Annotated in this window: 9 protein-coding genes; 2 read left to right on the top strand and 7 right to left on the bottom strand. The window is 70.9% G+C overall.

Annotated features, from left to right (window positions below; genetic code table 11):
- Positions 1 to 10: 10 nt before the first annotated feature.
- The gene (locus N787_RS03535) at positions 11 to 1,537 is read right to left on the bottom strand and encodes an FAD-binding domain-containing protein (RefSeq protein WP_034210851.1); all 1,527 of its coding nucleotides are present in this window, start codon (positions 1,535 to 1,537) and stop codon (positions 11 to 13) included.
- A 132-nt stretch (positions 1,538 to 1,669) separates the two neighbouring features.
- Here N787_RS03535 and N787_RS03530 point away from each other — a divergent pair, with 132 nt between their 5' ends.
- Positions 1,670 to 4,057, top strand: coding sequence for a TonB-dependent receptor plug domain-containing protein (locus N787_RS03530; protein WP_034210850.1), 2,388 nt, complete (start codon positions 1,670 to 1,672; stop codon positions 4,055 to 4,057).
- Between the two features lie 72 nt (positions 4,058 to 4,129).
- Here the strand turns inward: N787_RS03530 and clpB are convergent, their stop codons facing one another.
- The 4 genes from clpB to rluD form a co-directional block, all read right to left on the bottom strand.
- Positions 4,130 to 6,712, bottom strand: coding sequence for an ATP-dependent chaperone ClpB (gene clpB / locus N787_RS03525; RefSeq protein ID WP_034210848.1), 2,583 nt, complete (start codon positions 6,710 to 6,712; stop codon positions 4,130 to 4,132).
- A gap of 100 nt (positions 6,713 to 6,812) precedes the next feature.
- The gene (locus tag N787_RS14215; RefSeq protein WP_052575093.1) at positions 6,813 to 7,772 is read right to left on the bottom strand and encodes a tetratricopeptide repeat protein; all 960 of its coding nucleotides are present in this window, start codon (positions 7,770 to 7,772) and stop codon (positions 6,813 to 6,815) included.
- A gap of 86 nt (positions 7,773 to 7,858) precedes the next feature.
- Positions 7,859 to 8,614 carry a peptidoglycan editing factor PgeF gene (pgeF, locus tag N787_RS03515; protein WP_034210846.1) on the bottom strand — a complete coding sequence of 252 codons (756 nt, stop codon included), beginning with the start codon at positions 8,612 to 8,614 and terminating at the stop codon, positions 7,859 to 7,861.
- The gene (rluD, locus tag N787_RS03510; RefSeq protein WP_034210903.1) at positions 8,611 to 9,621 is read right to left on the bottom strand and encodes a 23S rRNA pseudouridine(1911/1915/1917) synthase RluD; all 1,011 of its coding nucleotides are present in this window, start codon (positions 9,619 to 9,621) and stop codon (positions 8,611 to 8,613) included. The genes pgeF and rluD overlap by 4 nt, the downstream gene beginning before the upstream one ends.
- Before the next feature lie 131 nt (positions 9,622 to 9,752).
- On the opposite strand from rluD, the gene N787_RS03505 reads away from it, so the two are divergent.
- Complete coding sequence (locus N787_RS03505; RefSeq protein ID WP_245593952.1) at positions 9,753 to 10,571, top strand: outer membrane protein assembly factor BamD; 819 nt, start codon at positions 9,753 to 9,755, stop codon at positions 10,569 to 10,571.
- A 54-nt stretch (positions 10,572 to 10,625) separates the two neighbouring features.
- On the opposite strand, the gene N787_RS03500 is transcribed toward N787_RS03505, so the two are convergent.
- Both N787_RS03500 and sucD read right to left on the bottom strand, forming a co-directional pair.
- The gene (locus N787_RS03500) at positions 10,626 to 12,257 is read right to left on the bottom strand and encodes an NAD+ synthase (RefSeq protein ID WP_034210842.1); all 1,632 of its coding nucleotides are present in this window, start codon (positions 12,255 to 12,257) and stop codon (positions 10,626 to 10,628) included.
- 80 nt (positions 12,258 to 12,337) lie between these two features.
- Positions 12,338 to 13,213, bottom strand: coding sequence for a succinate--CoA ligase subunit alpha (sucD, locus tag N787_RS03495; RefSeq protein ID WP_034210840.1), 876 nt, complete (start codon positions 13,211 to 13,213; stop codon positions 12,338 to 12,340).
- Positions 13,214 to 13,220: the final 7 nt, after the last annotated feature.

The following is a 13,220-nucleotide window of genomic DNA, read 5'->3' as shown; positions in this document are numbered from 1 at the left end:
AGGGCGACGGCTAGAACAGGTCGCCCTGCTCCGCCGGTAGCGGCGCCTTCGACGGCGTGGCCTTCGTGCGGCCGCGCGAAGGCTGGCGCTTGCGGCTGCCGTGTTTCTCGAAGACGCGCTGGCTTTCCTCGCGGGCGACGTAGGCGCGCTTCCAGGCGGTGAGCTTCGCGCGCGCCTCGCGGGCGGCCTGTTCGTGGTCGCGCACCGGCAGCGGATAGGTTTCACCGAGGCGCAGGCCGGCGGCGCGCTGCTGCGCCGCGCCCATCTGCCACGGCGTGTGGATCCAGGCGTCCGGCACCGCCTCGAGTTCGGGCAGCCAGCGGCGGATGAAGGCGCCGTCCGGGTCCTGGTCCTGCGACTGCTTCACCGGGTTGTACATGCGCGGGATGTTGATGCCGGTGACGCCGGCCTGCATCTGCACCTGCGGGTAGTGGATGCCGGGCTCGTAGTCGGTGAACCAGCGCGCGAGCTGGCGCGCCGGCTCCGGCCAGTGCAGCCAGAGGTGGTAGCTGCTGATCGAGACCAGCATCGCCCGCGCCCGGAAGTTGATCCAGCCGGTCTGCTGCAGCGAACGCAGGCAGGCGTCGACGAATGGCCAGCCGGTTTCCGCGCGCTGCCAGGCCCCGAACCATTCGCGGTTGAAGTCGTCTTCGCGCAGGCCGTCGAAACCGCGGTGGACGTTGCGGAACTCGATGCCAGGCTCGCTCTCGAGCTTCTGGATGAAGTGGCAGTGCCAGTGCAGGCGCTTCTCGAGCGAGGCGAGGTCGCGCGCCGGCACCGGGCTGCCTTCGGCCCTGGCGCCGCGAACGGCGTGCACGACTTCACGCAGCGACAGCGCGCCGGTGGCCAGCGCCAGCGAGAAGCGGGAGCAGCGGGTTTCGGCGGAGAGCGGGCTGCTCATGCCGCGCATGTAGCCCGCGCCGCGGCCGGCGAGGAAGGTGTGCAGGGCGCGCTCGCCGCGCCGGCGGCCGCCGCGCTGGCGGCCGGGACAAGGATCGGGCGCGATGCCCAGCGCGTCCGCCGCGGGAATGTCGCCCGGCGCGACGCCTGGCACCGGGGCGATCTCGGGCTCGGGCAAGGGCGACGGCGCCATCCGGCGCTCCCATTCCGCCGCCCAGCCGTTGCGGCTGCGGAGCCGGCGCTGGACGCCGCCGTTCGGCGACTCCTGCCACGGGATGCCGTTCGCGCGTGCCCAGGCGGCAACGCGGCGGTCGCGGGCGAAGGTCCAGTCGTTGCCGGTTTCCTCGTGCGACCAGAGACCGGCGAGGCCGTGCTCGCGATGCAGCTGGTCGAGCACGTGAACGACATCGCCGCTGCGGACCACCAGCGGCTGGCCCAGCCGCGCCAGGTCGTCGCGCAATTCCTGCAGGGCCTCGGCGGTGGCCGCCCACTGCCGGCCGCTAGCGTCGGGCAGCGCCCAGTAGCCCGGCTCCGCCACGTAGAGCGGCAGCACCGGCCCGCGCGCCGCCGCCGCGCACAGCGGGGCATGGTCATGCGTGCGCAGGTCGCGCTTGAACCAGACGAGTTGGACGGGCATCTCCGAGAGCCTGCCCGGGGGGACGTGAATCCCTTGTGGCAGGGACGGCATGAGGACATGCCGGAAGCTTGGGTGCCGGCCGCCGGCTGTCGTGGTATCAAAGGCCGTCCCCAGCCCTGCAGGAGAGACCCGATGCGCCGCAACCCGCTCACCCTCGCGCTGCTGGCGGCCCTCGCCGCCAGCCCCGTGTTCGCCCAGACCGCGCCGGAGGAAACCCCCGACGACACCGCCCTGCTCGACGCGGTCATCGTCACCGGCACCCGCGTCGCCGACCGCACCGTGGCCGAATCCACGGCCCCGATCGACATCCTCACCCCGGAAGCGCTGACCGCCACCGGCACGCCCGAACTGGCGACCGCGCTGTCGCGCGCCCTGCCCTCGCTGAATTTCCCGCGCCCGGCCATCAACGACGGCACCGACACCGTGCGCCCGGCCCAGCTGCGCGGCCTGTCGCCCGACCACGTGCTGGTGCTGGTGAACGGCAAGCGCTACCACCCCGGCTCGCTGGTGAACGTCAACGGCTCGCAGGGCCGCAGCTCGTCGCCGGTGGACCTCAACACCATCCCGATCTCCGCCATCTCGCGGGTGGAAGTGCTGCGCGACGGCGCCTCGGCGCAGTACGGTTCGGACGCGATCGCCGGCGTGATCAACATCGTGCTCAAGGGCAGCGATTCGGGCGGCAGCGTCAACGCGCGCTACGGCCAGTACAGCGCCGGCGACGGCGAGATCGCCCAGGTCGGCGCCGATGCCGGCTTCGCACTCGGTGCCGACGGCTTCCTGCATCTCTCGGCCCAGGCCGGCCAGCAGAACCAGACCGACCGCGCCCGCCCCTTCATTGGCACGCCCGGCCCGACCACGCCGCCGCTGGGCGTGGTGGTGCAGCGCCAGGGCGACCCGGCGGTCGACTACGGCTCGCTCACCTTCAACGGCGAGCTCGCGCTCGGCGAAACCTTCGCGTTCTACGGCACCGGCATCTACACCAAGCGCGATGCCCTTTCGAACGGGTTCTTCCGCCCGGCCGGCGACGCCCGCAACATCCCGGCCATCTACCCCGACGGCTTCCTGCCGCAGATCAACAACGTCTCCACCGACGCGCACCTGGGCTTCGGCGTGCGCGGCACGCTGGCCAACGGCACCTCGGTGGACGTGAGCTACACCTACGGCACCAACGAGCTGACCTTCGACATCCTCAACACGCTCAACCGCAGCCTCGGCCCGACCTCGCCCACCGAGTTCTACGCCGGCGCGCTGGAGGTCGAGCAGGATGTGTTCAACCTCGACTTCAGCAACCAGCTCGACTGGGGCCTGGCCTATCCGGTGACGCTGTCCTACGGCGCCGAGTGGCGCCAGGACAGCTTCACGCAGAGCCCGGGCGAGCCGCTGTCCTACGCGTTGGGCACGTTCGCGAACATCCCGGGCGCGCAGGTCTTCCCCGGCTTCCGGCCCAGCGACGGCGGCAGCTTCGACCGCGACAACGTCTCGGTCTACGCCGGCCTCGAGGGCGAGGTGACCGAGCGCCTGTCCCTCGGACTGGCCGCGCGCTACGAGGACTATTCCGACTTCGGCACCACCTCGAACTGGAAGCTGTCCTCGCGCTACGAGTTCAACCGCGCGGTCGCGGTGCGGGCCACGGTGTCCACCGGCTTCCGGGCACCGTCGCTGCAGCAGCAGTACTTCCAGTCCACGGCCACCAACTTCATCGGCGGCGTGCCGTTCGACATCGCCACGCTGCGGGTCAACAACCCGGCGGCGATCGCGCTGGGCGCCGAGCCGCTGCGCGCCGAGGAATCCACCAACGCCAGCATCGGCCTGGTGCTGCAGCCGGCGGAAGGCCTTTACGTGACCATCGACGCCTACCAGATCGAGGTCGACGACCGCATCACGCTGTCGGAGAACCTCACCAGCACCGCGGTGCGCAACTACCTCAACGCCAACGGCTTCCCGGGCCTGGGCGGTGGCCGCTACTTCACCAATGCCATCGACACCACCACGCGCGGCGTCGACATCGTCGGCACCTATGCCTGGCAGCTGCAGGACAGCACGCTCGACCTGACGCTGGGCTACAACTACAACAAGACCGACATCGACCGCGTCGCCGCCAACCCGGCCACGCTCACCGCGATCGACCCGACCGCGCTGCGCTTCGGCCGCGTCGAGCTGGCCCGCTTCGAAGTGGGCGCCCCGCGCGACAAGCTGATGGCCGGCGGCGTGTGGAAGGCGGGGGCGTTCGAGTTCGCAGCCACCGCGACCCGATACGGCGAGTTCACCGTGCTGTTCGGCAACAACCCGGCGGATACCTCGCGCGACCAGACCTATGGCGCGGAGTGGACGCTGGACCTGTCGGCCAGCTACACGCACGAGCGCTGGCGCTTCACGCTGGGCGCGGACAACGTGCTCGACAGCTATCCCGACGAAGTGCTGTTCGCCAACTCCACCTCGGGGCAGCTGCCCTACAGCGGCAGCTCGCCGTTCGGCTTCAACGGCGCCTACCTGTACGCCAACGCCAGCTACACCTGGTAAGCCCGTAGCGCGAAAAAGGGGTCAGAGTGATTATTTGCCTGAAGCAAATAATCACTCTGACCCCTTTTTCTCTCAGGCGCGGAGGAAGGCCAGGGTCCCGCCTTCCGCGGTGACCTTCACGGTGTCGCCCTGGCCGAACTCGCCGGCCAGGATCTTCTGGGCCAGCGGGTTTTCCAGCTGCTGCTGGATGGCGCGCTTGAGCGGCCGGGCACCGTAGACCGGATCGAAGCCGACGTTGCCCAGCAGGGCCAGCGCCGCGTCGTCGATCTCGAGCCTGATCTGCCGCTCGGCCAGGCGCCTGGACAGGTACGCCGTCTGGATGCGGGCGATGGACTGGATCTGCTCGCGGCCCAGCGGGTGGAAGACCACGATCTCGTCGAGCCGGTTGATGAATTCCGGGCGGAAGTGCGACTGCACCACGCCCATCACCGCCGCCTTCATCTGGATGTAGGCCGCGTCGCCCTCGCCGCTCAGCTCCTGGATGTGCTGGCTGCCGAGGTTGGAGGTCATCACGATCACGGTATTGCGGAAGTCCACCGTGCGGCCCTGGCCATCGGTGAGGCGGCCGTCGTCGAGCACCTGCAGCAGGATGTTGAACACGTCCGGATGCGCCTTCTCGACCTCGTCGAGCAGCAGCACGCTGTAGGGCCGGCGCCGCACGGCCTCGGTGAGGTAGCCGCCCTCTTCATAGCCCACGTAGCCCGGGGGCGCGCCGATCAGGCGGGCCACGGAGTGCTTCTCCATGAACTCGCTCATGTCGATGCGCACCATCGCGTCCTCGGTGTCGAACAGGAAGCCGGCCAGCGCCTTGCACAGCTCGGTCTTGCCCACGCCCGTCGGGCCGAGGAACAGGAAGGAGCCGTTGGGCCGGTTCGGATCGGACAGCCCGGCGCGCGAACGACGGATCGCGTCGGACACCGCCTTCACCGCCTCGTGCTGGCCGACCACGCGGTGGTGCAGCGCGTCTTCCATCTTCAGCAGCTTCTCGCGCTCGCCCTCGAGCATCTTGCTGACCGGGATGCCGGTCCAGCGCGACACCACCTCGGCGATCTCCTCCGCGGTCACCTTGTCCTGCAGCAGCTGGAAGCCCTTGGTCTCGACGGCCTGGGCCGACTCGAGCTGCTTCTCGAGCTCGGGGATGCGGCCGTACTGCAGCTCGCTGGCCTTGGCGAAATCCTGCTGGCGGTGCGCGGCGTCCAGCGCCAGGCGCGCCTGCTCCAGCTGCTCCTTGACCCTGGTGGCGCCGGTGAGCGTGGCCTTCTCGGCCTTCCAGATTTCCTCCAGGTCGTTGAACTCGCGCTCCAGCGTCGCGATCTCGGTCTCGAGATCCGCCAGGCGCTGCTGCGATTCCTTGTCTTTCTCCTTCTTCAGCGCCTCGCGCTGGATCTTGAGCTGGATCAGGCGGCGCTCCTTGCGGTCCATCTCCTCCGGCTTCGAGTCGATCTCCATCCGGATACGCGAGGCCGCCTCGTCCATCAGGTCGATGGCCTTGTCCGGCAGCTGGCGGTCGGCGATGTAGCGATGCGACAGCGTGGCCGCGGCGACGATCGCCGGGTCGGTGATCTCGACGCCGTGGTGCACGGCGTAGCGTTCCTTCAGGCCGCGCAGGATGGCGATGGTGTCCTCGACCGAGGGCTCGCCCACGAACACCTTCTGGAAGCGGCGCTCGAGCGCCGCGTCCTTCTCGACGTACTTGCGGTACTCGTCCAGCGTGGTGGCGCCGATGCAGTGCAGCTCGCCGCGGGCCAGCGCCGGCTTGAGCATGTTGCCGGCGTCCATCGAGCCCTCGGCCTTGCCCGCGCCGACCATCGTGTGCAGCTCGTCGATGAACAGGATCACCTGGCCTTCCTGCTTGGACAGGTCGCTGAGCACGCCCTTGAGCCGCTCTTCGAACTCGCCGCGGAACTTGGCGCCGGCGATCAGCGCGCCCATGTCCAGCGACAGCACGCGGCGGTTGCGCAGGCCCTCGGGCACCTCGCCGTGGATGATGCGCTGGGCCAGGCCCTCGACGATCGCGGTCTTGCCGACGCCGGGCTCGCCGATCAGCACCGGGTTGTTCTTGGTGCGCCGCTGCAGCACCTGGATGGTGCGGCGGATTTCCTCGTCGCGGCCGATCACCGGGTCGAGCTTGCCGGCCTCGGCGCGGGCGGTGAGGTCGATGCAGTACTTCTCCAGCGCCTGGCGATTCTCCTCGGCGTTGGCGTCCTGCACCTTCTCGCCGCCGCGCAGGGCCTCGATGGCCTGCTCCAGCGCCGCCTTCTGCGCGCCGCTGGCCTTGAGCGCCTGGCCCAGCGCGCCCTTGTCCTCCAGCGCCGCCAGCACGAACAGTTCGCTGGCGATGAAGCCGTCGCCGCGCTGCTGCGCCAGCTTGTCGCAGACGTTCAGCAGCCGCGCCAGGTCGTTGCCCAGCGACACGTCGCCGGCCTGGCCGCTGACCTTGGGCAGCTTGTCGAGCGCTTCGCCCAGCCGCTGCCGCAGCGCGGCGGCGTTGACGCCGGCCTGGGCCAGCATCGGGCGCGTGCTGCCGCCCTGCTGGTCGAGCAGGGCCACCATCAGGTGCAGCGGTTCGATCAGGTTGTGGTCGCGGCCCACGGCCAGCGACTGCGCGTCGCTCAGCGCCTGCTGGAAACGCGAGGTGAGTTTGTCCATGCGCATCGGGGAGCCCCTTGGGAATCCGGGGCGGCGGGGTGCCGCCCGTATGCCAAGCAAATGGCGCCCCGGCGCGGGCCTTTCAAGCGAAGGCCGGCCCGGCGGTTCAGAGCGCGGACAGCGCGGCCTGGAAGTCGTCGTTGCCGGGCTCCCCCTTCAGCGCGTTCTGGAAGGACACGCGCGCGGCGTCCTTCTTGCCGGCGTGGGCCTGCACCTGCCCCAGCCGGTACCAGGCGTGGTGGAGCGGCGGCTGGCCGGGCACCAGCGGCAGGGCGAGGTAGCGGCGAAGCGCGGCCTCGCCCTCGGCCAGGAACCGGCCGGACAGCGCGGCGGTGCGGCCCAGCTGGTACTGGGCGCCGGCCGCCGTCGGGTCCTCCTTCGTCCAGGCCTGGTAGAGCGCGAAGGCCTCGTCCCACTGCTTCGTGGCCTGCCAGGCGGTGCCGGCGGCCATGCGGAAGTTGGTGCTGTCCGGGCGTGCGCGGTAGGCGGCGCCGTAGGCCTTGGCGGCCGCGGGCAGGTCCTCGGCGTGCTGGGCCAGCCGGCCCGTCGCGAAGTGGCCGCGCGGCGGATCCCGGCGCACCAGCTCGGCGGCGTGGGCCCGCGCCTTGTCGACGCTGCCGCCGGCGATGGACGGCGCCTGCAGGTAGAACTCGATCAGGTTCAGGCGCGCCTCGTGGATCGCCGGGTCGAGCTCGAGTGCGCGCTCGAAGGCCTCGCGCAGCTTCGGCGCCATCGACGCCTGGCGCAGCATGTTCACCTGGCCGATGCGCTGGCCCAGCGCGTTGCCCAGCCAGTAGTGCGCCTGCGCGTCGGTCGGCGCGAGGCCCACCGCGCGCTCGGCCGCCTCGATCGCATCCTCCGGCTCGCGCTGCTGCAGCAGCAGGCGCGCGTGCAGCACGTGCACGTCGGCGCTGCGCGGCTGGGCCTTGAGCAGGGCGGTGATGGCGGGCGCGGCGCGCGCATCCTTGGCTACCAGCCAGGCCGTGGCTTCGGCAACGGTGGCGGCCGCGGCCGCGAAGGGCAGCGACAGCAGCAGCAGGGTCAGGGCGAGGATCGGTGCGCGCATGCGGAGGTCTCGGGCCGGGGAGGCGCGAACATGACACGGGCGCCGCGCGGCGTCAGCCTGCCAGAAGGCAGGAAATCGCCTCCGGTTCAGCCTTCGCGCCAGGCCAGGGTCGCGAGCCGCCCGCTGCGGCCATCGCGGCGGTGCGAGAAATAGCGCCCGGCATCGCTGAGGGTGCACTCGCCGCCGCCGTGCACCTCGCGCACGCCGACCGCCGCCAGCCGCTGGCGCGCCAGCGCATACAGGTCCGCGCGCCAGTGGCCCGGCCGGGTGGCGGTGAACGCGTCGGCCGCCGCCGGATCGTGGGCCAGGAACGCTTCGCGCACCTCCGCGCCGATCTCGTAGGCCCGGGGCCCGGCCGCCGGCCCCAGCCACGCGATCACCTCACCCGCCGGCGTGTGCATCGCCTGCACGGTGGCCTCGAGCACGCCGGCGGCCAGGCCGCGCCAGCCGGCGTGGGCGGCGCCGATCTCGCCGCCGTCGCGGGCGGCGAACAGCACCGGCAGGCAATCCGCGGTCAGGATGGCGAGCACCACGCCGGGCGCGGAGGTGACGGCGGCATCGGCCACCGGCTCGGGCCCGCCCGCGGGCGGCGCGTCGACGCGGACCACGGCGGTGCCGTGCACCTGGTCCAGCCAATGCGGGGTGGACGGCAGGCCGAGCCAGCCGGCCAGACGCTCCCGGTTGGCGCGGGCGTGCGCGGGGTCGTCGCCGCAGCGCAGCCCGAGGTTCAGGCGATCGAAGGGAGGCGGCGACAGGCCGTCGCCCCCGCGCAGGCTGGTGCCGCCGCGGATGCCGGGCGGCGCCGGCCAGCCGGCTTCGGTCCAGGCGCCGGCGGCGCTCATCCCGCCTTCTTGGCGGCCGCGGTGTCGTTGCGCAGGTCGAGCACGAGGCCCTGCATGTCCTCGGGCATCGGCGACTCCACCGTCACCATCTCGCCGGTGGCGGGATGCTTGAAGCTGAGTTTCTCCGCGTGCAGCGCCTGGCGCTTGAAGCCCTGCAGGCGGGCAACCAGGTCCTCGGTGGCGGCCTTGGGCAGCCGGAACGAACCGCCGTACAGCGGGTCGCCCACGATCGGGTGGCGGACGTAGGCCATGTGCACGCGGATCTGGTGCGTGCGGCCGGTCTCGAGGCGGCATTCCACCAGGGTGTGGGCGCGGAACTTCTCGCGCACCCGGTAGTGGGTGATGGCGTCGCGGCCGGGCGCGCCCTCCTTGGCCACGGCCATGCGCACCCGGTCGGTGGGATGGCGGCCGATGGGCGCGTTGATGGTGGTGCCGGCGACCATCGTGCCCTGCACCACGGCCAGGTACTGGCGGTGGGCCTCGCGGCCGGAGAGCTGTTCGACCAGGGAGGTGTGCGCGCGCAGGTTGCGGGCGACCACCATCAGGCCGGAGGTGTCCTTGTCGAGGCGGTGGACGATGCCGGCGCGCGGCAGGCCGGCCAGGCGCGGGTCGAAATGCAGCAGCGCGTTGACCAGGGTGCCGCGCGGGTTGCCGGCGCCGGGGTGCACGACCAGGCCGGCCGGCTTGTTGACCACCAGCACGTCCTCGTCCTGGAACAGGATCTCGAGCGGGATGTCCTCGGGCAGGGCCTCGCCGGTCTCGACCTCGATCCGGACCGACAGCGTGACCGGCTCGCCGCCGCGCACGGCCTCTTTGGGCTTGACCAGGCGGCCATCGAGCAGGGCGTCGCCGGCCTTGATCCACTCGGTGAGGCGGGAGCGGGAGAAGTCGGGGAACAGCTCGGCCAGGACCTGGTCGAAGCGCCGTCCCGCCGAGGCCAGGGGGATGCTGGACTCGAGCAGTTCGCGCTCGTTGTCGTCGTTTTCTGGCGGATTGGGCTGGGACATGGGGGTCTCGTGGGGCCGGGGCGGGCCCGGGGCCGCATTCATGGAGGCGACAGCGGGCTTTCCGGTATTATCCCTGAACTCGCTGCCTCCAGCGCCCTGACCTGCCGAACCTGATGACCCGACTGCACGGAATGACGCGTTTCCTCATGATCCTGATGCTGGCCACCGGCCTGGCGGGGTGCTCGACCATCGGCGGCTGGTTCGGCGACAAGCGCGACGAAACCGAGACCCTGCCGGTCGAAGAGATGTACGCCACCGGCAAGATGGCGCTGGAGAACCGCAACTTCGCCCGCGCCGGCCGCTACTACCAGCGCCTGGTCGCGCGCTTCCCGTTCGGCGAGTACAGCGAGCAGGCCCAGCTGGAGCTGGCCTACGTGCAGTACAAGCTGGCGATGACCGAGGAGGCCACCTCCACGATCAACCGCTTCATCCGCACCTACCCGACCCACCCGCACATCGACTACGCCTATTACCTCAAGGCGCTGATCAACTTCGACCGCAGCTCGAGCGCGCTGCTGCGCCTGACCCGCCAGGACCTGGCCACCCGCGACCTCGGCGCGCCGACCCAGAGCCTGAACGACTTCGCCGACGTGGTGCGCCGCTATCCGAACAGCCGCTACGCCCCGGACGCGCGCCAGCGCATGGTGTACCTGCGCAACCTGCTGGCCCGCCACGAAGCGGGCGTCGGCCAGTACTACCTGCGCCGCGGCGCCTACGTGGCCGCCGCCAACCGCGGCAAGTACCTGCTGCAGACCTACCCGCAGAGCGAGCACGACGGCGATGCCCTGGCCCTGATGGCCGCGTCCTACGCCGCGCTCGGCCAGGACGACCTGGCCGCCGACGCCCGCAAGGTGCTGGAAGCCAACCACCCCGACCACGCCTACCTGTCGCAGGGCGAGCGCTGGCCGAGCGGCACCGGCATCATCAGCCGCATCAACCCCTTCGACTGACGGGCCACGCCTGCCGGGTCGACGCAACGCCGCCCACCGGGCGGCGTTTTCGTTTCAGTCGCGCCAGCCCGAGGTGATGGGGTAGCGGCGCTCGCGGCCGAAGGCGCGCTTGGACAGCTTCGGGCCCGGCGCGGACTGGCGCCGCTTCCACTCGCTGATGCGCACGAGCCGCAGCACCCGCTCGACCGTGTCGCGGTCGAAGCCCTCGCCGACGATCTCGCCCAGCGACATTTCCTGGTCGACGTGGCGGAACAGGATGGCGTCGAGCATTTCGTAGGGCGGCAGGGAGTCCTGGTCGGTCTGGTTCTCGCGCAGCTCGGCCGAGGGCGGCCGCGTGATCACTTCCTCCGGGATGGCCGGCGAACGCGCGTTGCGCCAGCGGCACAACGCCTGCACCTCGGTCTTGTACAGGTCCTTGATCGGGCCGAAGCCGCCGCACATGTCGCCGTAGATCGTGGCGTAGCCGACCGCGTATTCGCTCTTGTTGCCGGTGGTGAGCAGCAGCCCGCCGAACTTGTTCGACAGCGCCATCATCAGCGCGCCGCGGCAGCGCGACTGCAGGTTTTCCTCGGCGATGCCGGGCTCGAGCCCGTTGAACAGCGGCGACAGCGCCTCGAGGAAGCCGGTGAACGGCGCCTCGATCGCGACGGTCTCCAGCCGCACGCCCAGCAGGCGCGCCTGCTCTTCGGCCAGGTCGTTGCTCAGGCCCGAGGTGTAGCGCGAAGGCAGCCGGACCGCGGCGACGTTGCGGGCGCCCAGCGCATCCACCGCCAGCGCCAGCACCAGCCCGGAGTCGATGCCGCCGGACAGCCCGAGCCAGACGCGGTCGAAGCCGTTCTTGCCGCAGTAGTCGCGGATGCCGCGCACGATGGCGCGATAGGCCAGCGACTCGCGGGTCTCGTCGTCTTCCTCGGGCCACTGCACGCGCGTGAAGCGGCGGTCGTCGGCGTCGAAATCGGCCACCAGCCAGTGGTCCTCGAAGGCGCGCGCGGCCGGGTGCACGCCGCCGTCGCCGTCGGCCAGCACCGAGGCGCCGTCGAACACCAGCTCGTCCTGGCCACCGACCAGGTTGAGGTAGGCCAGCCCGGCGCCGGATTCCTGCACGCGCTGGGCCAGCAGCGCATCGCGCTGCGCGGTCTTGTCGCTCTCGAAGGGCGAGGCGTTCGGCACCAGCACCAGTTCGGCGCCCAGTGCCACGGTCTCGGCCATCGGTTCGGCGAACCACAGGTCCTCGCACACGACCAGCCCGACCTTCACGCCCTTGAGCTCGAAGCAGCAGGCCTCGCCGTCCGGATCCACCGCGAAGTAGCGGCGCTCGTCGAACACCGCGTAGTTGGGCAGCTCGCGCTTGCGGTAGGTCCGGTCGATGCGGCCGTCGCGCAGCACGCTGGCGGCGTTGTACACCACCGAACCCGCGGCCTGCGGCCAGCCCACCACCGCGGTGATGCCGCGGCAGCTGGCGGCGATCTCGTGGATGGCGCGCTCGCAGGCGGCCAGGAAGGCCGGCCGCATCAGCAGGTCCTCGGGCGGGTAGCCCGACAGCGCCAGCTCCGGGAACAGCACCAGGTCGGCGCCATGCCCATCGCGCGCCTCCGCCAGCATCGCCTTGATCCGCTGCGTGTTCGACGCCACGGCGCCCACGGGGAAGTCGAACTGGGCGAGCGCGATGCGTAGCTTGCGGGTCATATCCAGCCTTTCGTCGGTCGTGGCCCTGAACGACGAAGGGCCGCACGCGGCGGCCCTTCGGGTCGGTCGATGGCGCGAGTTTACTTCTTCAGGCGGGCCGCGATGGCCTTGCCCAGGTCGCCGGGCGACTTCACGGTGGTGACGCCGGCCTTCTCGAGCGCGGCGAACTTGCCGGCCGCGGTGCCCTGGCCGCCGGAGGCGATCGCACCGGCGTGGCCCATGCGCTTGCCGGCCGGGGCCGAGGCGCCGGCGATGAAGCCGACCACCGGCTTGGTGACGTACTCGGCGATGAACTCGGCCGCTTCTTCTTCGGCGCTGCCGCCGATCTCGCCGACCATGATGATGCCTTCGGTCTGCGGGTCTTCCTGGAAGAGCTTGAGCGCGTCGATGAAGTTGGTGCCGTTGATCGGGTCGCCGCCGATGCCGATGCAGGTCGACTGGCCGAGGCCGGCGTCGGTGGTCTGCTTCACGGCTTCATAGGTCAGCGTGCCCGAGCGCGAGACGATGCCGATCTTGCCGGGCATGTGGATGTGGCCCGGCATGATGCCGATCTTGCACTCGCCCGGGGTGATCACGCCGGGGCAGTTCGGGCCGATCAGCACGACGTCGTCGTAGCCCATCAGGGTGTTCTTGACGCGCAGCATGTCCAGCACCGGGATGCCCTCGGTGATGCAGACGATGACCCGGATGCCGGCGTCGGCCGCTTCCAGGATGGCGTCGGCCGCGAACGGCGGCGGCACGTAGATCACGGACGCGTCGGCGCCGGTCTCTTCGACCGCTTCACGCACGGTGTTGAACACCGGCAGGCCGATGTGGGTGGTGCCGCCCTTGCCCGGGGTGACGCCGCCGACGACCTTGGTGCCGTAGTCGAGCATCTGCTCGGCGTGGAAGGTGCCCTGCTGGCCGGTGAAGCCCTGGACGATGACCTTGGTGTTCTTGTTGACCAAAACGCTCATGGATTGA

The sequence above is a fragment of the Arenimonas metalli CF5-1 genome (genome assembly GCF_000747155.1).
GTDB classification, from domain to species: domain Bacteria; phylum Pseudomonadota; class Gammaproteobacteria; order Xanthomonadales; family Xanthomonadaceae; genus Arenimonas; species Arenimonas metalli.
Note: the sequence above shows the minus strand (reverse complement) of the source record. Positions and strands in the feature narration are given on the sequence as shown.